This is a genomic window from Streptomyces marispadix (assembly GCF_022524345.1).
Lineage (GTDB): Bacteria > Actinomycetota > Actinomycetes > Streptomycetales > Streptomycetaceae > Streptomyces > Streptomyces marispadix.
In genome coordinates, this window is record NZ_JAKWJU010000002.1 from 3,769,512 (window position 1) to 3,792,566 (window position 23,055).

Here is a 23,055-nt window from a genome sequence, read left to right on the forward strand (position 1 = left end):
CCAGGCGTACGACTGGACGGGCCGAGGCCCGAGCGGCGAGGAAGGGGGCGGGCAGCGGTGGCTGTATGGGACGACGTGGTCGGTCAGGAGAGAGTGACGGCACAGCTCAGTGCCGCCGCCCGTGACGCCGACGCATATGTCACCGCCGAGGCCCAGGGGCGCGGCTCGGCCGCGCTGTCCGGTTCCGCCATGACTCATGCGTGGCTCTTCACGGGACCGCCCGGCTCCGGCCGTTCCACCGCGGCGCGCGCCTTCGCCGCGGCGCTCCAGTGCGTGAGTCCGGACCGTGCGCTCGGCGGCGCACCGGGCTGCGGCTTCTGCGACGGCTGCCATACGGCGATGGTCGGCACCCACGCCGACGTCGAGGTGATCCGTACGGACCTGCTCACGATCGGCGTCAAGGAGACCCGGGAGCAGGTGCGCAGAGCGCAGATGTCGCCCTCGGGCGGCCGTTGGCAGGTGATCGTCCTGGAGGACGCCGACCGGATGACCGAGGGCGCGGGCAACGTGCTGCTCAAGGCCGTCGAAGAGCCCGCGCCGCGCACCGTATGGCTGCTCTGCGCGCCCTCGACGGAGGACGTGCTGCCCACGATCCGCTCCCGCTGCCGCCATCTCGCGCTGCGCACGCCTCCGGTGGACGCCGTCGCGGACCTGCTGATGCGGCGCGACGGCATCGAACCGGACATGGCGGCCTACGCGGCGCGCGCCACCCAGGGGCACATCGGCCGGGCCCGGCGGCTCGCCACCGACGAGCGGGCGCGCAGGCGCAGGGCGGCGGTCCTGACGCTGCCGCAGCGGGTCGCGGACGTGGGCGGGGCGCTGCGTGCCGCGCAGGAGCTGATCGACACGGCGGCCGAGGACGCCAAGGAGGTCGCCGAGGAGCACGACGAGCGGGAGACCGAGGAGCTGCGTACCGCGCTCGGCGCCTCCGAGGGCAAGGGCAGCCGGCTGCCGCGCGGCACCGCGGGTGCGATGAAGGAGCTCCAGGACAAGCAGAAGCGGCGTGCCACCCGCACTCAGCGCGACTCTCTGGACCTGGCGCTGAGCGATCTCACCGGGTTCTACCGGGACGTGCTGGCAAGGCAGTTGGGCTCCGGAGTGGCCCTCGCGAACGAGGAGGCGGGGGACGCGGTCGCCCGTCTCGCCGCCGAGTCGGGACCGGAGCAGACCCTGCGCCGGATAGAGGCCGTACTGGAGTGCAGGGAGGCGCTCGACCGCAATGTCGCGCCCCTGCTGGCGGTCGAGGCGATGACGATGACACTCCGCGCGGGCTGACGGCGCCTCACGTGCAACTGATATCTGACGACTGGCAACTGACGAGTGACGACTGACGACTGACTGTGGCTGACTGCGCCTGCCGGGCGGATGTCCCGGACGGGCTCGCGGGGTTGATGCTCCGTCGGCTGACGGGATGTCGTGCCGCGGGCGTCTACCGGCGGTCGGGAGCGCATGGACGAATGTCGGGCGCCCCGTGGGCCGACTGCCCCGCCCCCTCACCCTTATGAGGAGCCGCACCCGTCACGGGAACATCTGTGGTACTCGGGGCGGATACGCTCCACCTCGATTGCCGTGCCCGCCCCGACGGCCCGAACGGTCCGACGCGAACCGAGGGATGGTCCATGCACATCAGGCACACCAGCCGCCTGCCCCGCACCGCACTCGCCGTACTCGCGACGGCCGCACTGCTCACGGCGACGGGCTGTTCGGGCAGCTCGGGCGGCTCCGGCTCGCCCGAGGGCGCCCCTTCGTCCGCCAGCAGCGACCGTGCGGCGGGCCGTACCGACGCACAGCCGCTCAAGCCGCTGCCCGCCGCCGTGCCCGCCGAGCTCGAGCGCTACTACGAACAGAAGCTCTCCTGGCGCGACTGCGGCGACGAGGGCTTCCAATGCGCCCGTATGAAGGCCCCGTTGGACTACGACCACCCGGACCGCGACAAGGACCTCTCCCTCGCTGTCGCCCGTAAGAAGGCGTCCGGCAAGGGCAAGCCGATCGGCTCGCTGCTCGTCAACCCAGGCGGTCCCGGCGGCTCCGCCGTCGACTACGTGCAGCAGGCGGCGGCCGTCGGCTACCCGCCGCAGGTGCGCCGCAGCTACGACCTGGTGGGCCTCGACCCGCGCGGCGTCGCCCGCAGCGAGCCGGTGCGGTGCCTGACGGACAAGCAGATGGACAGCTTCACGCAGACCGACCAGACACCCGACGACCAGCGGGAGACGGGCCGACTGGTCAGCGCGTACAAGAAGTTCGCGGCGGGCTGCGACAAGAAGGCGGGAGACCTGCTCGGCCATCTCTCGACCGTCGACGCGGCCCGCGACATGGACATGCTGCGCGCCCTGCTAGGCGACAAGAAGCTCAACTACGTCGGCGCCTCCTACGGCACCTACCTCGGCGCCTTCTACGCCGGGCTCTTCCCCCAGCGCTCCGGCAGGCTCGTACTCGACGGCGCGTTGGACCCGTCCCTGACGATGCTGCGCCTCAACCGCGACCAGACGGGCGGCTTCGACACCGCCTTCCGCGAGTTCGCCAAGGACTGCGTCTCCAGGTCCGACTGCCCGCTCGGCCGCAAGAGCACCAAGGACGCGGGCCGCCGGCTCAGCGCCTTCTTCGCGAAGACCGACAAGAAGCCGCTTCGCACCGGCGACCCCCGCGAACTCACCGAGTCACTCGCCACTACGGGCGTCATCCGCGCCATGTACGACGAGAGCTCCTGGCCGCAGCTCCGCGACGCCCTCACGACGGCGATGGACGGCAACGGCGCGGACCTGCTCGCCCTCGCCGACGAGTACTACGAGCGCGACCCCGACGGCCACTACGGCAACATCATGTTCGCCAACCCTGCCGTCAACTGCCTCGACCTCCCGCCCGCCTTCTCGTCTCCCGACGCCGTGAAGAAGGCGCTGCCCTCCTTCGAGAAGGCCTCCCCGGTCTTCGGCCGCGGCTTCGCATGGGCCGCCCTCAACTGCGGCTACTGGCCCGAGAAACCGACCGGCCGCCCCCGCAGCATCGACGCCAAGGGCGCCGACCCCATCCTGGTCGTCGGCACCACGCGGGACCCGGCCACCCCGTACGCCTGGGCCCAGTCCCTGGCGGGCCAACTCGCCGCGGCCCGCCTGCTGACGTACGAGGGCGACGGACACACGGCGTACCTGCGCGGCGGTGCCTGCATCAACGACACGGTCGACCGGTACCTCCTCAAGGGCGAGGCGCCGAAGGACGACAAGACGTGCTCATAGGCGCGGTGACGGCGGGCGGCGGGGCCGCCTCCGGGACAGTCTCCGGCGGTGCTCGCCGCCAGCCGTTTACCCCGTACGGAGCACCGCCTGGAACTGTGTAGACTTGTCCGCGCTGCGCTCGCCGTAAGGCGCGGGCAGCCTGCCGCCTTAGCTCAGTCGGCCAGAGCGACGCACTCGTAATGCGTAGGTCGGGGGTTCGACTCCCCCAGGCGGCTCCGGTATCGGCCCAGGCCAATGACGTTATCGTCAGTGGCCTGGGCTTTTTCCGTAGCAAGTTCCGTAGCAGTAGCGTCGGCGGGAGCGGAATCGGCCGGGCTACCAGGGAACGCCACCACGGAGCTGCTGTCGCTCGGAGTGGACCCGAAGACCGTTGGCCGATGGCTCGGCGGTCGTGTGCCGCACGCACGAAACCGTGCCCGAGTCAGTGAACTCGTCGGCGCATCCGAAGCGGAGCTGTGGCCGCACATACGTCGCCGGCACGGGTGGAGCAGCGGAAACCCAGAAGTCAACGCGGTCTACGCTCATCGCTCGCTCGTGCCAACTGACCTGTGGCGTGGGTTCTTTGGGTGCGTTGCGAACGAGATCAGCATCCTCGTCTACTGCGGGCTGTTCCTCGTAGAGGACGCTGCTATCTTGCGCATCTTCGCCGACAAGGCCGCGTCCGGTGTGAGGGTGCGCTTGCTACTCGGAGACCTGACAGCAAGTACGTGGCCCAGCGCGGTGGTGACGAGGGCATCGGTGACGCAATGGCGGCGCGCATCCGCAACTCCGTGGTGTTGCTGCGTCCGCTGACATCGATTCCAGGTGTCGACGTTCGCTTGCACGGCACGACGCTCTACAACTCGATCTACCGGGTGGACGATGAGTTGTTGATCAACATGCACGTGTATGGGCAACCAGCCAACCAAATACCCGTGCTCCACCTGCACTCGACGGGCGAGCCCGCGATGGTGAGCACGTACGTGGAGAGCTTCGAACGAGTGTGGACTGGAGCGCGAACGCAGTCGCAAGATCAGTAGCACTGCCCCGCCATGCGCCGGTGGCCTCGTGGAATCGATGGCGGCGGTCGAGGTCCGAACGTAGTCCCGGTCTAGTCTGGTCAACTGCCAACGACGGCAGACCTGTTCGCTGAAGTCCACGGAAGCCGTGGTTGGCGAGAGCGCGAATGGCGTGATGCGTCGCTTACCGATCTCGGACCAGGAGCCGCTGAGGGCCGTCCGGGCGATGGCGTCACGATTTGCGACGTCGTACTACCGGCTCGCGAAAGCGAGTCATTGCGGCGGGGCGCACATGGGAGAGGAGCGGGGAGAGGCGCTCAGTCCCCTTTGGGAGTCAGGTACGAGCGGCCTTGCGTGCTGCGGCAAGGACCGAGCGGGCCTGATCCTCGAGTGTGCTTTCGTCTAGCGCTTGGAAGATGTCGATAGCTTGGCTCAGGGTTTCAGCCGCTGGTGCGTACATGTCCGATCCGAGTTGAGCGGCGCCGAGGTTCAATAGTGCGTGGCCCTCGCTCAGGCGGTCCTCGGCTGCACGCAGCAGGTCTACCGCTTGGCGGTAGGTTGGTATTGCCAACGATGGTTGGTTCAGGGCGAGTTGGGCCACGCCCAGGTTATGCAGTGTGCGCCCTTCGAGGCGTGGCTCGTCGAGTGCGCGGAAAATGCTGGCGGCGCGCTCGGTGGCTTCTGCGGACTGCGTCCAATGTTCGTCGGCGGCCAGAAACCCTCCGAGATTCTGGAGTGCTTCTCCCTCACTGAGGTGTTCGCCTGCGGTATGAAACGCATCCACGGCCCGCGCGCAGGCCTCGACCGCCCCTTCGAGCCTGTCCAACAGCGCAAGTGACTCTGCAAGGTCCCTCAGTGCATTACCCTCTCGCGTCCGGTCATCGGCTTCTCGGAAGAGTTCGGCGGCCCGGGTCTGAGCCTTCACCGAATCCTCAGGCGCTCCCAACCTCGTGAGTAGCCAGCCGAGTGTTTGACGCGCTATGCCCTCGGAAACGGGTTGGTTGCCGAGGGAGTGGAAAACATCGGCAGCATCCGCGTAGGCGGCGGCGCCGCACTCCACCTGGTCCGTAGCGATGAAGAGTGCTCCGAGCCTGGAAATGGCCCGGGCCTTGGCTTCGGGATCGCTGTATGTGTGACGGAGTTCGTACGCCTCGAAAGCCGCTCTGATGGCCTCCTCGAAGCGCTCTGCGCTTTTCAGGGCATCGCTCAGAGCGATCAGGGTTTTTTCCAAAGCGATCTGTCGACCAGAGCCGCGTGCCGCGTCGGCCGCTCGGTACAGGGTCTCGATGGCTTCGGTCGGGCGGTCGATCCGTAAGTACAGCGACCCGAGTTCCAACAATGCTCCGCTTGCCAAGAAATCGTCATTCAAGGAGAAATAGAGCTCGGCCGCCTGAGTCAGTTCGTCGGCTGCCTCGTTGGCGGGTCCTGTGCGCACAAGCGCGCGGCCACGATTGCACAGAGCCAAGGCCTTAACGTGGGTATCCCCCAGTTCATCTGCCAGGCGTAGGGATGCACGGCAGACGGTAATGGCCTCCTCCTCGCGCCCCGATTCGACCAGAGCGCGCCCCAAGTTTGCCTGTGCCATGGCAGCACCGCGCACGTCCCCGAGAACATTGAAGCCATCGAACGCCGCGCTCAACGCCTCGACAGCTTCCGGAGCACGTCCCGCCTGACACAGGGTATTGCCTAGATTGCTGCGAATCGCAGGTGCCTTTTCCACTTGGCCGATCTCGCTTCGGATCCGCAAGGCTTGTGTGTGGGCCTTGATCGCATCGTCCAATCTGCCCAGATGCCGGTGTACGAGCCCCAGACTGTCCAGGGCAACGCTCTCGCCAAACCTGTCACGAGTTTCGCGGTACAACTTGAGGGCAAGCTCGTGTGCCTCCTGCGCCCTCTCAAGCTGCCCGACCTCTCTCATGGCGAGGCCGTGGATCTGTAGCGCATGCGTCGCCTCGGATAGGTCTTCGAGTCGAAGAGCGGCAGCAACCGCGAGGTCCGCCACGGCGTTCCAGTCATCGAGGTACCGGTAGTGGTCTAGGAATCGTGTAAGCCTGTGGGCGAGCCAGCAAGTGATCTCCGGTGCGACCTCCAGGGCCGCTCCGCATGCGGCGACCAGCCCCTCACGCTCGTCCTTCAGCCAGCTCACCGCCTCCTCACGGGAGCGAAAAGAGGACGAGCTGTCCTCTGTACGCACAGATCTGAGCCACGTGTCGGCGTCCCGAACGCGGGTCATGAAGTGCTGGTAGAGGCGTTCCAGAGCCGCTCCGCTCTCGTTCCCGGCGTCATGGGCCCGATCGCGTTCGCTGGCGTACAACCGCAACAGGTCGTGCATCCGCCAGCGGCCCCAGGCCATTCCAGCGTCGATGAGGTGAGCTCTGGCCAACTGCTGAAGCAGATTCTCCGCATCTAGGAAGGACGTGTCAGCTACGACAGCAGCAGTTTCGGTTGACAGGCCGTTACCGGGGACGAGTGCAAGGAGACGGAATAGAAGAGCTTGGTGTTTCGTCAGACGCCGGTAGGACAGCTCGAAGGCGGCCCGTACCGACCGCTCTTCCCGTTGCAATCCGTCGAGCCTTCGGTGTACATCGGTCAAGGCACGTACGAGGGAGGACAGCGGTCGGGCCGGCGAATCTGCTAGCAGAGCGGCACAGATGTGCAAGGCCAGTGGAAGATTTCCGCAGAGTTCTGCGATCCTCTCAGCGTCGGTGAGTTGCTCGTCAATACGCGTATCTGTGGTGCGTGCCTGTCGCAGGATTCCGTGTAGCATATCCACGGATTCCTTCGCTTCTAAGACTTCCAATTCGCGTAAATAACCGCCCACATGAAGAGTGTTTCGGGAAGTGATCAGCGCAGCCGTCGCACTGTCACCGGGCAGTAGCGGTCGGACCTGTTCCTCGGACGCAGCGTTGTCCACAATGACGAGAAGGCGCTCCCCGCGTTCCGAATACGTGGCCAGCAGAGATCGGAACAGCCGAGTGCGGGCCTGAAGACCCGAGGGTATCTGTTCCCCGGTCACCCCGAGTGCTCGCAGGAATTCTTCCAACGCGCGCTCCGGCGGTACAGTTCGATCTTCGTCATAGCCGAAGATATCGATGAAGAGAACGCCGCCTGGGAACCAGCCGGAATTCCCCATGGCTTGCCGAGCCACCTGCAGGACCAGCTCTGTCTTGCCAACCCCGGCTAGTCCTGTGACTACTGCCACCGAAGACTGTTCCACTGCTGCTTCTCGGGGGGCGAGCTCCCGTAACAGTGCGTCAATCTCCCCTTGGCGCCCAATGAAGGCAGTGCTCGGCTGTGGCAACCCAGCGAGTGAGGTATGGCGAGCGGGAGTGGGGAGGTGCAGGTGGGCCGTTCCGGCCTGGATGACCGTGTCGGACCTTCCGCCACTGAACGTGTTCGCGACATTCCGGTCCTGGGTACTAGCCATTGGCGAACGTCCGAGGCTGTGCATGCTGAGCGCGGACCGCAGCAGCGGCCGTGTCACCCGCAATGTGTCGATGCGCGCCGCGTCCTGTCACGCGTACGGCCTTCGCAACCAACACTCCCCCCTGCATCTTGACGCGATCCTACCTCGTAGGTGTGGGCCCTACCTGACGGCGATCACGTTTGCCCCATGACTCCGCAACTCAAGTGCAGGAGCGCATCTCCAGTTGCAAGATCAGTAGCAGTACATCGCTGTCCGGTGGTGGCCGCCGTGTCCGTTCCGTTGGCTGACCAGCGGTGACAGACACCGGCGGACCCCAACGGATCAGGGCTCAGGTTGCTCGTAATGCGTAGGTCGGGGGTTCGACTCCCCCAGGCGGCTCCGGTGAAGCCCAGGTCACTTGCTCCGTGACCTGGGCTTTTTGTTGTGCCCTGGCGGGGGCTTCTCCGAGAAGGCGCGTGCCCGGCGGCTATCGGGCTGGTTGTGCGCGCGGGCCTGCCCAGAGCCGTGGGCGGATGGGCGCTTTCCCACGTTCGGGCAGGGGACCCGTGTGTGTCCGGCGGTCGGATTCGTACCGGGTCGCGTGTCATGGCGGGGACGGATGGGGGTCGAGGCCGTCGAGGTTCGGTGGATCGGCGACGAGCGGTAGGAGCTGGGCATGAGCGAAGGCGTGAGGACCGTCATCTTTCCCGTTGCGCATCCGCATCTCGGGAGCACCAGGGATCTCTTCAGGGCGCTCCTGAGGGTGGAGCCCTATATCGACGAGGAGTACTACGTCGGGTTCAGGACCGGTGGGCAGGAGATCGGGCTGGATCCCAACGGGCACAGCAAGGGCATGACGGGACCCGTCGACTACTGGCACGTGGAGGATGTCGAGGAGTCGGTGGCGACGCTCACCGACGCGGGGGCGGAGTTGTTCCAGGAGGTGCAGGACGTGGGGGAGGGGAAGCGGATCGCTGCCGTGCAGGATGCGGACGGCAACGTAATCGGACTGCTTCAGGAAGCCGCCTGATGACCTGATGCGGCGGGGGTGCCGAAGCCGAACGGGTCGCTCGTACGGGCGAGTTGAGGCCCTGTTGCCGGGGGCGAGCGTCCCCGTGCGGGGGCCCGGTACGTACTGAAAGAGGGGTGCCGGCTTCCGTTGCCGCCCGTCCCGGCTGCTGTCAGCCTTCGTGTACGGGCCATGACGCAGAGTCCCCGGGAGTGGTCGCCGGATGGAGAGCACGCACTGGATCTACGCCGTGCTGGTGCTCGCCACCATGCCGCCGATGGTTCCGAACTCCGCGCTCGTGGCCGGGGCGGGCGCCATGGCCGCGGCGGGACGGCTGAGCCTTCCGTTGCTGGTGGCCGTGCTGCTGGTAAGCACCGTCACCGGCGACATCGGTACGTTCTGGGCCGGTCGCAGATCGCGTGGGCGGGCGCTCGGCTGGCTGTGCCGCACGGACGCACGGCGGACGACGCTGGAGTGGACGGCCGCGCGGTTCCAGCGGTACGGGGTCGCCTCGGTGATCGCCGTGCGGTTCGTACCCGGTGGGCGGGGTGTGGGCGGGCTGACCGCCGGGGTCGTCGGCTATCCGCTGCGCGGATACCTGCTCGGTGCGGCCGTCGCCGAGGCGATCTTCGTCTCGTACACGGTCGGGCTGGGGTATCTGGGGGGACGGTTCGCACTGGACGGCGTGGCGCGCTGGCTGGTGGGGCCCGCGGTGTCGCTGCTCGTCGCGGGGCTCGTGCTGGGCGGGCAGCGGGTCCGCGGGCGCGGGAGGCGGGGTTCCACGAGCGTCGATTCCGCGGGTCCCGCTTCCGGCATCGCCGGTTCCGGTAACTCGGCCTCCGGTCGTCCGGAGCCTGACGGCCCTGCCTCCGGTCGTCCGGAGCCTGACGGCCCTGCCTCCCGTCGTCAGGAGCCCGACAGCTACGCCTCCCGCCGCGCGGATCGCGGCAGTTCCCAGGACCTCCGCTCGTCCGACGACCTCCGCTCGCCCCTCCGTCCCGCCGACGAACTCCGTCCCTCCGACGACCCCGAACCCTCCGAGGACCCCCGCCCCGCCCCCGGCGCCCCTCGCCCCGGTCCCGCCCCGGAGCCGCCCGGTCCCGACTTCCCCGACCCCGTCACATAGAGGCAGGCGTAGGGCCGAGGTCTCACTCGAACGGATACGGTCACCTGTGCGAGGCAGCGAAGCGCGCGCACCGTTTCAGCTATGCGGCACCGAAAGCCCAAGCGCAGGCGCCCCTGCCGGATCGTGTACGCGGCACTCGTGCCGCTCGCGTTCGCCATGGCCTGGGAGGAGCCGGTCGAGAAGGCGCTGTCGCCGGTCGCGCACCGGGCGCACCGCGACCGCGGTCCGGCCGAGGCCGGTGCCCGGCCCGTCGCGCCGCGGCCCGACATCGTCCCGCGCGGCGCCTGGCACGCCGACGAGAGTCTGGTCCGCGAGCGCGCGTCGACGATGGAGAACGTGAGGGCCGTCTTCGTCCACCACACCAGCCAGCCGAACGACTACGACTGCGGCGATGTGCCGCGCCTGCTGCGGCAGTTGGAGGAGGAGCACGTCGAGCGCGGCTGGGACGACCTCGGCTACAACTTCGTCGTCGACCACTGCGGAAGGATCTACGAGGGGCGTGCCGGTGCCCTGGACCGTTCCGTCGAGGGCGCGCACACCAAGGGGTTCAACGCCCGCACGCTGGGCATAGCGGCGCTCGGCACCTTCGGTCCGGGGGCCCGGGTGCCGCGGGCGATGCTCGACTCGATCGCCGCCCTCGCCGCCTGGAAGCTGCGGCCGGGCGCGGACCCGCGGGGCACGACGCGGCTCGTCTCCTCAAGCGGCGAGAGCCGCGTCGAGAAGGGCGACCACGCGCGGTTCCATGTCATAACCGGGCACCGCGACGCCTACGAGACCTCCTGTCCGGGCAAGGCGCTCTACGACGAACTCGGGCGCGTACGGGAGGAGACGGCACGGTTGCGCGAACGTGCCCGGTCCCATCGGCCCGGAAAGCCCCCGGCCGAGGCGGGTGGACGATGACGGGCCGCGGCTGGACGGCGACGGGGCGCACGGCGACGGGCGGCACGGTGACCGGCCGCATGGTCACCGCCGCAGTCCCCCGCGGCCACCGCCGCGGCCGGCCCGTCCGCTCCCGCTCAGGCGGACTTCAGGAAGTCCAGCAGATCGTTGTTGAACGTGTCGTGACGCGTCCCGTACAGGCCGTGCGGGGCGCCCGGGTAGATCTTGAGCGTCGGGTCCTTGACCAGCTCGGCGGTCTTCGGGGCGGCCGCCTGGATCGGGACGATCTGGTCGTCGTCGCCGTGCGCGATGAAGACGGGTACGTCGATCCGCGTCAGGTCGTCGGTGAAGTCGGTCTCCGAGAAGGCCTTGACGCAGTCGTACGACGCCTTCAGCGCGACGCTCATCGCCATCAGCCAGAACGCGTCACGCGTGCCCTCCGAGACCTCCGAGCCGGGCCGGTTCGCGCCGTAGAAGGGCGCGGTGAGGTCCTGGTAGTACTGCGAGCGGTCCTTGCGGATGCCTTCGCGTATGTCGTCGAACGCGGAGATGGGCAGGCCCTCCGGGTTCGCCTCGGTCTGAAGCATCAGCGGCGGTATGGCGCTCAGCAGCACGGCCTGCGCCACGCGTGCCGTGCCGTGCCTGCCGAGGTAGCGGGTCACCTCGCCGCCTCCCGTCGAGTGGCCGACCAGGGTGGCGTTGTTGAGGTTGAGCGTGTCCATGAGCTGGGCGAGGTCGTCGGCGTAGGTGTCCATGTCGTGCCCGGTCCAGGGCTGGCTGGAGCGGCCGTGTCCGCGCCGGTCGTGTGCGACGACCCGGTAGCCGTGGGATGCGAGGAAGAAGAGCTGCGGGTCCCAGACGTCCGCGGTCAGCGGCCAGCCGTGGCTGAGGACGACCGGGCGTCCGGAGCCCCAGTCCTTGTAGAAGATCTCGGTGCCGTCGGCGGTGGTGATGGTGCCCATGGCTGGGCTCCTTCCTTCCGTCGGTTCTTCCCGTGCTTACGGTCCGGTTGTGCTTCTCCGGTCCGGTTCTGTGCTTCCGGTACGGCCGGTGCTGCTCGGTGCCGGCCGTGGAAGGGGACACAGTCCCCACCGTCGCTCGCCCGGCTCCGTCTCGCGAACGCGAACGCATCAGCCCCGGTCGGGGCGGTGGCCGGGCCCGGGTGTGTTCGCGTGGTGACCAGTCGCGGACCGCGCGTATGTGTACGAGGCGATGTGCCTCCCAGGGGCGGGCAGCCCGTGCGGTGCCGGTCATGGAGCGTTCGACTTGGGCTTCCCGTACGGCAGTTGGGCCGTCTCGGGTTCTGCGGGCGGTCGCCGGGGCGTGCGATGCGGGGCGCGCGAGCCGGTTGGCACACCCCTGGCGGGCTTCCGTACGCCTCGTGGTCGCCTTGCCGCAGAAGTCTCCTCCGCGTACGGCGGGTACTTCCATCGGGCGACACGTACGCGGTCGGTGAGCACCGCGAGGCGGCCGTGGCGGAAGTGCTCTCGCCGCGCGCTGGGACCCGGCCGGGACCGTACGGGCGTTCCCTTACGGCCTTCTTGGCGGCGCTCACGCGACATCGGTCCGACTGCCGCCTCTCATAGGGGAGATGGGCCCGCAGCCGCGTCACGAACGGCCGGAGAGGTCCTGCCGAGTTTCCAACTGCCGCCGCAGGCACGGGAGTCGGGACCTGGCCGCAGATGCCTTACGCCCGCGACGGGGCCCGGCGGAGGCCGCGGGGAGCGCAGGACCTGTGGAGCCCCTACGAGCGGAAGGCCCGGAAGTGACGGTCTGACTGCCGCTCGTCGGGCCGCACTTGTGTACCCAGGGGGAATCCTGGGGAAACGCGCCGCACGCGCGAGCGGCACCGCGGATCACGTCGTCAGCGCCACTAGATTGAGGGCTACGAAGATACGGATTGCATGATTTGAACTGTGAATTCAGGACATAGGGACCGAGAGGACACGGGGTCTGCATGGAGCCTCGGGAGCTGTGGGAACGGCACACGGTGCTGGCGAGAGCCTTCTGCCAGAGCGACGAGGAGGTGCGTTCGGCGCAGACGACGCTCGACGACGCCCAGGCGAGCCGGGCCCGTTCCCTGGCGGCGTTCGCCGTGGTGGTCGGCAACGACAAGGCGGTCGCGGAGATGCTGGGCCTTCCGGAGCGGGAGGTGCGGATCGCGAGGCGGACCGTAGGGCGTGAGGACGCCCGTTCACTCGCGGACGACCTGCTGATGCCGCCGCCGATCCATCAGCAGGCCATGGCCGCACCGCACGACGAGAACGCACGGCAGGGCGACGCCGCGCACTCGCAGACGCACTCGCAGAACAAGGGACAGGCGCAAGCTCAGTCCCCGGCCCAAGTGCCGGGCGGCGGCGAGCACTTGCAGGCCCCGGAGCAGGCGCCTGCCCAGTACCAGTCGGCGCAGGCCCAGCAGGCGCAGCAGCAGTCGGCTGCCCATGGCCAGGCACACGCTCAGCCCCAGGCTCAGCAGGCGCAGGCCCAGCAGCAGTCGCATCCTCAGCCCCAGAGCCAGCCGCAACCTCAGCCTTCGGCCCACTCCGCCCCGTACCAGACTCAGGCTCAGACCCAGGTCCAGGGTCAGGGCCAGTTGCACGGTCAGTACCACGGTCAGTCGCAGCACCTCGCGGCGCAGTCGTACTACCAGCAGGAGCAGTACCAGCAGCCGCAGGAGCACTACCAGACCTACGACCACGCGCAGTTGCCCGACCACATGGGCTGGTCGCCGGTGCAGGACGCGGTGCTCGTCGACGGCTGGCAGTCCGGCGTGGACCTGGAGATCCTCGCCCTCGAACTCGGCACCGATCTGCGGAGGTTGACGGCGCGGGCGCAGTATCTCTCCGCGCAGGGACGGCTGTTCGTCGCGCCGGAGGAGACGGGCCGGCAGGGCGGCAAGCACCGCAGGGAGACGGTCGCGCACCACTCGGGCATCCCCGCGCAGCAGATGAGTTCGCCCGGCGACATGCTGCTGCCGGACGGCCTGGTGCCGGACGGATACGGCGGGTACTGGGCGAACTGGAACGAGATGCTGCCCGCGCCGCAGGGCTGACAGGCCCGGCGCCGCGCGGGGAGGCCGCGGGCCATACGTGTCGCTGGGGCCGTAGGCGGAATCGGACCGGGGAGGCGGGCGGCACGTCCCGGCCTCCCCGGGCGTTGATAGCGTGTACCACCCCCCGACGACCGCCGCCGGCGCGGTGCGCCTGATGAGGAGCCTGTGACGTGACCGTCCAAGCGCTGGGCCCGAGTTGGCTCGACCCGGACTATCTGATCCAGACGTTCGGTCTGATCGGCATCCTGGTGATCGTCTTCGCGGAATCCGGCCTGCTGATCGGCTTCTTCCTGCCCGGTGACTCGCTGCTGTTCACCGCCGGACTGCTCGTCGCGACGGACCAGTATCTGCACTATCCGCTGTGGCTGGTCTGCATGCTGGTGGTGATCTCCGCCGTGCTCGGCGACCAGGCGGGCTATCTCTTCGGGCGCAAGGTCGGCCCGGCTCTGTTCAAGCGGCCCGACTCGCGGCTGTTCAAGCAGGAGAACGTGGAGAAGGCCCACGAGTTCTTCGAGAAGCACGGGCCGAAGTCGCTGGTGCTGGCGCGGTTCGTGCCCATCGTGCGGACGTTCACGCCGATCATCGCGGGCGTGAGCCGCATGCGGTACCGCTCCTTCCTGATCTTCAACGTCGTCGGCGGTGTGCTGTGGGGGGCGGGCGTCACCCTGCTCGGCGCTCTGCTGGGCCAGATCGCGGCCGTACGGGAGAACATCGAGGCGATGCTCGTCGGCATCGTGCTGCTGTCCGTGACGCCGATCGCGGTGGAGTATCTGCGGGCCCGCAGGCGTAAGTCGCGCGAGCAGGCGGGGAACGGCGGGGACGGGCCGGGGCCGGTGCCGCCCGCGGGCGCCCCGGCGGAGGACGGCGGCCAGCGCGGTCGCCACGCGCGCCGCTGAGGCGTACTGCTTTACGCCCTTCTTGGCCTTCTTGGCCTTCTCGGCCTTCTCGGCCTTCTGTGCGGGCTCTCCCTGCCCCGTGGGTCCGTGACTCCGCATACGGAGCCAGACGACGCGTAGGACTCGCATACGACCAAGCGCCCCGTCCGTCCGGTGTGAACCGGCGGACGGGGCGCGGGCGTTGTGCCTCCGATCAGGGGGCGGCGCAGGGGAGGCGGGCGGACCCGCCCCCCGCTCAGACCTTGGCGTCCTCCTTGCCCGGAGTACCGCTGTCCCCGCCCTCGTCGCCACCGTCGCTGTCACGGCCGCTGTCACCGTCCGGGCCTGCGGCCACCGCCGCTCCCCGCCCTTCCTCCCGTCCGCGTCCGGCCATGCGCCGCAGCCACGGCCATGCCAGCAGCAGCGCGATCACCACGTAGACGGTGACGGCGAACGGCGTGTTCACCAGGCCCGACACATGGCCGTCGCTGATCTGGAGCGCACGGCGCAACTGCTGCTCGGCGTTGGGCCCGAGGATGACGCCGATGATGGCCGGCAGCACCGGCAGTCCGAAGCGGCGCATCATCAGGCCGATGACGCCGATCACCAGCAGGATCACCATGTCGACGGCTTCGCCGCCCACCGCGTACGCGCCGACCGCGGCGAAGAAGAGAATCCCCGCGTAGAGGTACGGCTGCGGAATGCGCAGCAGCTTCGCCCACACCGGCGCCAGCGGCAGGTTGAGCACGAGCAGCAGCACCATGCCGACGAAGAGGGAGGCGATCAGGCCCCACACCAGGTCCGGTTCGCGCTCGAAGAGCAGCGGGCCGGGCTGAATCCCGTACTGCTGGAACGCGGCGAGCATCACGGCCGCCACCGCGGTCGTGGGCAGGCCGAGCGTGAGCAGCGAGACCAGCGTTCCGGCGGCGGAGGCCGACGACGCCGACTCCGGGCCCGCTACGCCTTCGATGGCGCCCTTGCCGAACTCCTTCTTATGCCGGGACAGCCGCTTCTCGGTGACGTACGAGAGGAAGGTGGGGATCTCCGCGCCGCCGGCCGGTACCGCTCCGAAGGGGAAGCCGATGACCGGCCCCCGCAGCCACGGCTTCCAGGTGCGCCGCAGGTCGGAGCCGTCGAGCCAGGGACGTCCGACCGGTATCGACTCGCCAGCGGCGCGGTGCGCGTGCGCGGCGACCCACAGCGCCTCGCCGATGGCGAAGAGGCCCACGGCGACGATGACCACGTCGATGCCGTCGGAGAGCTGGAGGCTGCCGAAGGTGAGGCGCTGCTGGCCCGTCATCTGGTCGAGTCCTACGAGGCCGATCGTCAGGCCGATCAGCAGTGCCGCGAAGCCGCGCACCCGGGAGCGCCCGAGTACGGACGTCACTGCGATGAAGGCCAGCACCATGATCGCGAAGTAGTCCGGGGCGCCGATGTCGACGGCGAGGGAGGCGACCGTCGGTGCCAGCGCCACCAGCAGGATCGTGCCGATCATGCCGCCCGCGAAGTGGCCGATGGCCGCCGCCGCGAGGGCCTGCGCGCCACGGCCGGACTTCGCCATCGGATGGCCCTCGATCGCGGTGACGACGGCCGCGCTCTCACCGGGGGTGTTGAGCAGGATCGAGGTGGTGGAGCCGCCGAACATCCCGCCGTAGTAGATCCCGGCGAACATGATGAACGCGCCGACCGGGTCCAGCCCGTAGGTCACCGGCAGCAGCAGCGCCACGGCCATGGCCGGGCCGATGCCGGGCAGCACGCCGATCGCGGTGCCCAGCAGCACGCCGACCGCGGCCCACAGCAGATTGAGCGGCGTCAGCGCGGTGCCGAAGCCGTCGAGCAGGGAGGAGAGGGATTCCATCGTCACAGCACCCCCATCAGCGGTCCGCCGGGCAGGGGCACGCCCAGCAGGGTGTTGAAGGCCGCGAAGGTGGCCATGGACAGTACGGCCGCGATCAGCGGATCGCGGGCGGCGTTTCGGCTGCCGAGCGCGTACGCGGAGCCCCAGAAGAGCAGCGCGCCCGTGATCGGGAAGCCGAGGGGCTCGATGAGGGCCGCCGAGGCGAGGAAGATCCCGGCAAGCAGGGCGACGGTGCGCCAGTCGGCGGGCTCGGCTCCGGCATCCGCGCCGTCGTCGCCTTCGCCGCGTCCGCCGCGCAGTACGTCGACGGCGAGCGCGACCGCGACGAGGAGCAGCGCGACACCGACGACGAGCGGCACGGTCCTGGGGCCGACGGGGCCGCGCTGGCCCGCGACGGTCTCCATGGTGAGCGTGTCGCTCAGTACCAGCACGCCCACGACCAACAGCAGGACGCTGACGCCGAGTTCGGAGCGACCGCGCAGCCGCTCGCGCCAACTGCCCGGCGACGGCGAGGGATCGGGGGAGGCGCCGGTCGTGCCGCCGGTCGTGCCGCCCGATGCGGCGGAGGCTCCGGAGGCGTCCGTCGTGGGTTCGGTGCTCACTTGCCCACCTCCTTCAGGACGGACTCGACACGGTCGTCCTGCGCTTCGAGGAACCGCCCGTACTTCTCACCGGTGAGATAGGCGTCGTCCCAGCCGTTGCGCTTGAGGGACTTCTTCCACTGGGGGCTGCGGTGCAGCTCGTCGAAGAAGTGGACGAGCTTGGCGCGCTTCGCCTCGGAGAGGCCGGGCGGCGCCATGATGCCGCGCCAGTTGGTGAACTCCACGTTCATGCCCGCCTCCTTGAGGGTCGGGGCGTCGAAGCCCTCGATGCGCTTCTTGCCGGTGACGGCGAGCAGGCGCAGTTCTCCGGACTTGATCTGGTCGCGGTACTCGCTGATGCCGGAGATGCCGAAGGCGACCTTGCCGCCGAGCACCGAGGCGAGCAGTTCGCCGCCGCCGTCGAAGGGCACGTAGTTGACGGACTTGGGCTCGATGCCCGCGTCCCTCGCCATCAGCATCGGTGCCAGATGGTCGGGGCCGCCCGCCGAGGAGCCGCCGCCCACGGGCAGCGAGCCGGGCTTCTTCTTCCAGTCCTTAAGAAGCTGCTCGAACGTCTTGTACTTGGACTTCTTGGAGACCACCACGATGTCCGGCTCCTCCACCGTGCGTGCGATCGGCGTCGCGTCCGCGAGCGTGGAGGGCGAGTCGTTGGTACGTACGGCACCGACCACGCCGAGGCCCATCGACATCGCGAGCTTGCCGTTGCCGCGCTCGTTGACCAGGCGGGTCAGGCCGACGGTGCCGCCCGCGCCGGGCAGGTTGTACACCTCGATGTTGTGGTTGAGCCCGGCGTCCTCGGCGTCCTTGGCGGCGGTACGCGCGGTGATGTCGTAGCCGCCGCCCGGGGTGTTGGGAACCATGAACTTCAGCCCGGGGATGTTCGTCCCCGTCGCGGCGCCGCTGCCCGTGGTGATCAGCGGGGGGCCGATCAGTACGAGCAGCGTCGCCCCGAGAAGTGACAGAAGGGTGCGCTGGCGCACGCGGGGCACCGCCTTTCGTTGAGTGAGCTGAGCGTGAGTGAGCTGAGCGTGAGTGAGCTGAGCGGGGGTCGAAGTCGGCGTGAGTGAGGTCAGGCTGGGGGGGACGGGCCACATGGTGCACGGGGTACGCGGCGGTTTCGCCCCCTGTGCGCGAATGAACTTAATGGTCGTTGTGTTCGTTGTGTTCACAAGGCCACATAGGGGTGGGCGGGGAGGCCGTCGGCGGTGCGGTGGTCGCCGAACGAGCCGCCGCCGACGGGTAGTCGGGGTGCGCCTGGCGCGCAGGGCGCCCAAGGCGGGCGGCCCGAGCGCGGGCCGCGCGACGGCACGTCTAGTCTTTCGCCATGCTTCATCTGCGGCTGATCGTCCCGTCGTCGCGTACCGGCGAGGTCACGACCCTCCTGGACTCCACCGTCGGCACCGCCCATCTCGTAGTGCTGCCTGGAGCGGCCCGCGACCCGGAGGGCGACGTGGTGATGTGCGACGTCGCGAGGGAGGCCGCCGACGAGCTGATCTCGGGGCTGCGCGGCCTCGGCCTCGACGAGCACGGTGCGATCTCCGTGGAGGACATCGACCTCTCGCTGTCGGACCGCGGCCACCAGGCCGAGGTCGACGCCCCCGGTGAGGGCGTCGACGCGGTGCTGTGGGAGTCGCTGGCCGACGCCACACACGAGGAGTCGCGGCTGTCGGTCACGTATCTGGCGTTCCTCGTGGTGGCGACGATGCTCGCCGCGTGCGGCGTGATGCTCGACAGCGCGATCCTCATCGTCGGGGCGATGGCCGTGGGGCCGGAGTTCGGGCCGCTCGCCGGGGTTTGCACCGCGCTCGTACACCGGGTGCCGCGTCTCGCGCTGCGGTCGCTGACCGCGCTGGTGATCGGCTTCCCGCTGGCGATGCTCGCGACGGGCGGCTTCACCGTACTGATGGACGCACTGGGCCTGTTCAGCAAGAAGATGTACGAACAGCCGCACCCCGTCAGCGAGTTCGTATGGCAGCCGGACCTGATGTCGTTCGTGGTGGCCGCGCTGGCGGGCATCGCGGGGATGCTCTCGCTGACGTCCTCGAAGTCCGGTGCGCTGGTGGGCGTGGCGATCTCGGTGACGACGGTGCCCGCGGCGGCCGACGCGGCGATGGCCCTGAGCTACGGCGATTTCCACGCGACGTCGGGATCGGCGCAGCAGCTCGGTGTGAACCTGCTCGGCATCCTCGTCGCGGGCACGCTGACGCTGCTGGGGCAGAAGGCGTTCTGGAGCTGGAAGCGGCGGCGTCCGGCGCGTGCGGCGAAGGCGTAAGACCCGCAAGGTGTAAGGCCGTTCGCACAGGGCCGTTCCAAGGCCGCTTTCGCGCAGGGCCGTTCTGGCGGAGGTCCGTTCTGCACAGGGCGGTCTCCGCGCTGGGCCGCTTTCGCCCAAGGCCGCTTTCGCGCAGGGCCGTTCGGTGCTCGCGGCGGGCCGCTCATACGGAAAGCCGTTCCCACGGGGCGAGTTGACGCCCGGTCCGGATCAGCGGCGGCCATGGACCGGACACGACAGCGCCCCGCCACGGCGATGCCGTGACGGGGCGCTGCCTCCAAGTGCCCTGCCGGACCGGCTCGGGGGCTCGGCCCGTGCATGTCGCACGTCGGCTGGATCGTACGGGCCCCGATGGGTCGCCGTACGGTGCCGGGCTCAGTCCCTGTACAGGCTGTCTGTGCCCTCCCCGTCGGAGCCCTTGGCCGAACCGCCGTTCGTCGAGGCGCCGTTGGTGGGACCGATGAGGATCTCGTACTCGCCGCCGTACTGCTCGTGACCGGCGATGACGGCCGACTCGATGGCCTCGTCGCCGCGTTCGCCGACGACGATGAGCCGGTCGCGGCGGAGATCCCTCGTCATCGCGATGCACATGCCGACCATCACGATCGTGAACGGCACCGCCACCAGAATCGTCAGATTCTTCAGGCCATTGAGCGCCGTCGCCCCTCCGCCGCCGATCAGCAGCATGATCGCGGCGACCGCACCCGTCAGCACACCCCAGACGATGACGACGTTGCGGCTCGGCTCCAGGGTGCCCTTCTGCGAGAGCGTCCCCATCACGATGGACGCGGCGTCGGCGCCCGAGACGAAGAAGATCCCGACGAGGATCATCACGATCAGGCTGGTGACGGACGCGATCGGGTACTCGCGCAGCACCGCGAAGAGCTGCCCCTCCGCCGTCGACTCGTCCGTGATCTTGGCTCCGCCGCGCTCCAGGCTGATGGCCGCGCCACCGAAGATCGCGAACCAGATGAGGCTCACGACGCTCGGCACGAGGATCACTCCGCCGACGAACTGACGGATCGTACGGCCGCGGCTGATGCGCGCGATGAACATGCCGACGAAGGGCGTCCAGGAGATCCACCACGCCCAGTAGAAGACCGTCCACGCCGACAGCCAGTCGGCCACGCCCTTGCCCGCGGTGTCGTCCGTACGGGCGGCCATCTGCGGCAGGTCGCCGATGAACGAACCGACCGATGTGGGCAGCAGGTTGAGCATCAGGATCGTCGGACCGACGACGAAGACGAAGACGACCAGCAGACCGGCCAGCACCATGTTGATGTTGGACAGCCACTGGATGCCCTTCTCGACACCCGAGACCGCGGACGCCACGAACGCGGCGGTCAGCACCGCGATGATGACCACCAGGATCGGAGTACCCACGTCGGAGGCCCAGTCGACCTCCTTGACGCCGCTGCCGATCTGGAGGGCGCCGAGGCCCAGCGAGGCAGCGGACCCGAAGAGAGTCGCGAAGATGGCCAGGATGTCGATGACGCGTCCGAACGCGCCGTTGGCGTTCTTCTCACCGATGAGCGGCGTGAAGACCGCGCTGATGGTCTGACGACGGCCGCGCCTGAAGCAGCTGTAGGCGATGGCGAGTCCGACGACCGCGTAGATCGCCCACGGATACAGGGTCCAGTGGAAGAGCGTCGTCGCCATCGCCGTCTCCATGCGCTCCGGCGCGCTGCCGCCGGTACCGGGCGGCGGGTCGGCGAAGTGCGTGAGCGGCTCGTTCACGCCGTAGAACATCAGGCCGATGCCCATGCCCGCGCTGAACATCATCGCGACCCAGGACACGGTCCGGAACTCGGGCTCCTCGCCCTCCTTGCCGAGGGTGATCTTCCCGTAACGGCTGAAGGCCAGCCAGAGCGAGAAGACGACGAAACCCGAGGCGGCGAGCACGAAGGCCCAACCGCCGTTGTGCATGGTGCTGTTGAGCATCGTGGTCGCGACGCTGTCGAGCGAGTCGGTGGCCACCGCCCCCCAGACCACGAAGGCCAGGGTCAGCAGGGCCGTGACTCCGAAGACCACCTTGTCGGTCTGAGGCGTAAGCGCCGCCTTCGGACCGCCGGAACCGCCGCCTGGCGGCTCGCCTGTGTCGTTCTGTTCCACCCGTTTATCCGGCACGCTGTGGACCTTTCATTCTGGTTCAGATCGGGAAGCAGCTACCCGACATCCTGATCAGCATGCCGTTCGCGTATCCGTTTGTCTTCAGCTCCGTACGACCAGTGACGCCAGCAGTTCCCCGGTGGCCGCGGCCACCCGGTCCACTGCCTTCTCGAAGGCCTCTGCGTTGTGTGCCGCGGGGTGCCGGAAGCCGGACACCTTGCGTACGTACTGGAGGGCCGCGGCCCTCATGTCGTCCTCGGTGACGTCGTCGGAGTAGGGCGGCCTGAGTGTCTTGATGTTTCTGCACATACTCCGACGCTACGTCGGCACGGGCCGCGGGGGCACTGCGCTGACGGCGGGAGCTGAGCGAAGCCACATGGGGCCTGCGGTCGCGGGGCTCGCGGTCGCGGGACCCGGAGGCACGGGCTCGGAGGCGCGGGCGTCAGTGCACCTGGACGTTCAGCGGTGTGACCTGCCCCTCGATCATGGCCGCGAGGCCGTTGACCGCGCTGAGCGAGGGCTGCTCGGCGATGTGCACGGGCATCCCCGTACCGGTGCGCAGCCGCTCGTCCAGTCCCGGAAGCAGCGCGCTGCCGCCCGCGAGCATCATGCCCCGGTCCGCGAGGTCGGCGACCAGGTCGGGCGGGCAGTCGTGCAGGACGCTGCGGATCGCGTCGGAGAGCCCGGTCAACGGGGCCTGTATGGCCGCCCGCACGTCGTCGGGGTCGATGCGTACCGTGCGTGCCGTGCCGGTGGCGACGTCGCGGCCCCACACCTCGGGCGCCTCGCCGGGGTCGCCCTCACCCGTGAGCGCCAGGTGCAGCGGGCGTACGGCCTGGCTCGGCAGGATCAACTCGTGGTGGTTGCGCAGGTGTTGGACGACCGCGTGGTGGATGGTGTCGCCGCCCATCGGCACGGTGGTCGCGGAGACGATCGCGCCCAGCGAGAGCACTGCGATCTGAGTGGTGGTCGCCCCGCAGACCAGGATCATGGTGGCCTCGGGGTGCTCCACGGGCAGCCCGCAGCCGACGCCGGCGGCGGTGGGGGTGTCGACGAGTTCCACCTGCTTCGCGCCCACCCCGGTCAGCGTCTCGACCGCGGCGGTACGGGCCAGCGGATCGGCGTTGTGCGGGATGGTCACGGCCGCGCGCTGCATGGCGCCGCGGCGCCGCCACGCCCGCCGTACGGACGTGCCGACCAGCGCCCGCAGCATCCGCTGTGCCATCTCGATGTCGATCACCGTGCCGTTGCTGACGGGCCGTACGACCCGGATGTGGCCGGGGGTGCGGCCGTCCATGCGCTCGGCCGTGGTACCGACGGCGATCAAGGCTCCGGAGTACGTGTTCACGGCGACGACGGAGGGCTCGTCCACGACGAGCCCCGCCTCCTTGATGTGGACACGGGTGCGGGCTGAGCCGACGTCGACGGCGACCGAGCAGCGGCGGAGCTGGTCAAGAGGCTTGCTCACGGTGATCCCCATCCTTGCCGGTGCCTTGGAGGGGTCCGCCCGCGCGTGGCGACCCTTTCCTCAGGGTGCACTCGGGCCGTGGGGGCCGCCTGCCGGGCTGGTCCGGCCGGGTGAGCCGCCGAGGGGCTCCGCGAGGCCGCCCTCCGGTACGTCCCGTGCATCCGGCACGTC

Annotated in this window: 17 protein-coding genes and 1 tRNA gene; 10 read left to right on the top strand and 8 right to left on the bottom strand. The window is 69.2% G+C overall.

Translation table 11 applies throughout. The annotated features are described in order from the left end of the window. The first annotated feature begins 57 nt into the window (after nt 1–57). The 4 genes from MMA15_RS15750 (at nt 58) to MMA15_RS15765 (ending at nt 4,249) form a co-directional block, all read left to right on the top strand. Complete coding sequence (locus MMA15_RS15750; RefSeq protein WP_241060412.1) at nt 58–1,275, top strand: DNA polymerase III subunit delta'; 1,218 nt, start codon at nt 58–60, stop codon at nt 1,273–1,275. Nucleotides 1,276–1,619: 344 nt separating this feature from the next. Continuing rightward, complete coding sequence (locus MMA15_RS15755; protein WP_241060413.1) at nt 1,620–3,230, top strand: alpha/beta hydrolase; 1,611 nt, start codon at nt 1,620–1,622, stop codon at nt 3,228–3,230. Nucleotides 3,231–3,371: 141 nt separating this feature from the next. Beyond that, nucleotides 3,372–3,445, top strand: a tRNA-Thr gene (locus MMA15_RS15760). A gap of 492 nt (nt 3,446–3,937) precedes the next feature. Continuing rightward, complete coding sequence (locus tag MMA15_RS15765) at nt 3,938–4,249, top strand: hypothetical protein (protein WP_241060414.1); 312 nt, start codon at nt 3,938–3,940, stop codon at nt 4,247–4,249. Nucleotides 4,250–4,562: 313 nt separating this feature from the next. Here the strand turns inward: MMA15_RS15765 and MMA15_RS15770 are convergent, their stop codons facing one another. Beyond that, entirely contained in the window at nt 4,563–7,445 is a 2,883-nt protein-coding gene (locus tag MMA15_RS15770) for a tetratricopeptide repeat protein (protein WP_241060415.1), read from the bottom strand. A gap of 865 nt (nt 7,446–8,310) precedes the next feature. Between MMA15_RS15770 and MMA15_RS15775 the strand changes: the two genes are divergently transcribed. The 3 genes from MMA15_RS15775 (at nt 8,311) to MMA15_RS15785 (ending at nt 10,669) form a co-directional block, all read left to right on the top strand. Beyond that, nucleotides 8,311–8,664, top strand: coding sequence for a VOC family protein (locus MMA15_RS15775; RefSeq protein ID WP_241060416.1), 354 nt, complete (start codon nt 8,311–8,313; stop codon nt 8,662–8,664). Between the two features lie 202 nt (nt 8,665–8,866). Further along, on the top strand, nt 8,867–9,769 hold the full coding sequence (locus tag MMA15_RS15780) for a DedA family protein (RefSeq protein WP_241060418.1): 903 nt from the start codon (nt 8,867–8,869) through the stop codon (nt 9,767–9,769). 81 nt (nt 9,770–9,850) lie between these two features. Further along, nucleotides 9,851–10,669, top strand: a complete 819-nt coding sequence (locus MMA15_RS15785) for an N-acetylmuramoyl-L-alanine amidase (RefSeq protein ID WP_241060420.1) — start codon at nt 9,851–9,853, stop codon at nt 10,667–10,669. A 116-nt stretch (nt 10,670–10,785) separates the two neighbouring features. On the opposite strand, the gene MMA15_RS15790 is transcribed toward MMA15_RS15785, so the two are convergent. Beyond that, nucleotides 10,786–11,610 (bottom strand): alpha/beta fold hydrolase, encoded by an 825-nt coding sequence (locus MMA15_RS15790; protein ID WP_241060422.1) that lies wholly within the window; start codon nt 11,608–11,610, stop codon nt 10,786–10,788. 995 nt (nt 11,611–12,605) lie between these two features. On the opposite strand from MMA15_RS15790, the gene MMA15_RS15795 reads away from it, so the two are divergent. Next, nucleotides 12,606–13,700: a hypothetical protein gene (locus tag MMA15_RS15795; protein WP_241060424.1), complete on the top strand. Its 1,095-nt coding sequence runs from the start codon at nt 12,606–12,608 to the stop codon at nt 13,698–13,700. Between the two features lie 170 nt (nt 13,701–13,870). Next, complete coding sequence (locus MMA15_RS15800; RefSeq protein WP_241060425.1) at nt 13,871–14,596, top strand: DedA family protein; 726 nt, start codon at nt 13,871–13,873, stop codon at nt 14,594–14,596. Nucleotides 14,597–14,831: 235 nt separating this feature from the next. Here the strand turns inward: MMA15_RS15800 and MMA15_RS15805 are convergent, their stop codons facing one another. Genes MMA15_RS15805 through MMA15_RS15815 form a run of 3 tightly spaced genes read right to left on the bottom strand, consistent with a single transcriptional unit; the run spans nt 14,832 to nt 18,015 of the window. Further along, the gene (locus tag MMA15_RS15805; protein ID WP_241063218.1) at nt 14,832–16,433 is read right to left on the bottom strand and encodes a tripartite tricarboxylate transporter permease; all 1,602 of its coding nucleotides are present in this window, start codon (nt 16,431–16,433) and stop codon (nt 14,832–14,834) included. 2 nt (nt 16,434–16,435) lie between these two features. After that, nucleotides 16,436–17,035 carry a tripartite tricarboxylate transporter TctB family protein gene (locus tag MMA15_RS15810; protein WP_372498248.1) on the bottom strand — a complete coding sequence of 200 codons (600 nt, stop codon included), beginning with the start codon at nt 17,033–17,035 and terminating at the stop codon, nt 16,436–16,438. Next, nucleotides 17,032–18,015, bottom strand: a complete 984-nt coding sequence (locus tag MMA15_RS15815; protein WP_241060427.1) for a Bug family tripartite tricarboxylate transporter substrate binding protein — start codon at nt 18,013–18,015, stop codon at nt 17,032–17,034. Before MMA15_RS15815 ends, MMA15_RS15810 begins: the two co-directional genes overlap by 4 nt. A gap of 344 nt (nt 18,016–18,359) precedes the next feature. On the opposite strand from MMA15_RS15815, the gene MMA15_RS15820 reads away from it, so the two are divergent. Beyond that, nucleotides 18,360–19,307, top strand: coding sequence for a DUF389 domain-containing protein (locus MMA15_RS15820; RefSeq protein WP_241060429.1), 948 nt, complete (start codon nt 18,360–18,362; stop codon nt 19,305–19,307). Nucleotides 19,308–19,682: 375 nt separating this feature from the next. On the opposite strand, the gene MMA15_RS15825 is transcribed toward MMA15_RS15820, so the two are convergent. The 3 genes from MMA15_RS15825 to MMA15_RS15835 form a co-directional block, all read right to left on the bottom strand. Continuing rightward, entirely contained in the window at nt 19,683–21,419 is a 1,737-nt protein-coding gene (locus tag MMA15_RS15825) for a BCCT family transporter (protein WP_241060431.1), read from the bottom strand. A 99-nt stretch (nt 21,420–21,518) separates the two neighbouring features. Continuing rightward, on the bottom strand, nt 21,519–21,725 hold the full coding sequence (locus MMA15_RS15830; protein WP_241060433.1) for a DUF2277 domain-containing protein: 207 nt from the start codon (nt 21,723–21,725) through the stop codon (nt 21,519–21,521). A gap of 133 nt (nt 21,726–21,858) precedes the next feature. Beyond that, nucleotides 21,859–22,890, bottom strand: a complete 1,032-nt coding sequence (locus MMA15_RS15835) for a rod shape-determining protein (RefSeq protein ID WP_241063220.1) — start codon at nt 22,888–22,890, stop codon at nt 21,859–21,861. Between the last annotated feature and the right edge of the window lie 165 nt (nt 22,891–23,055).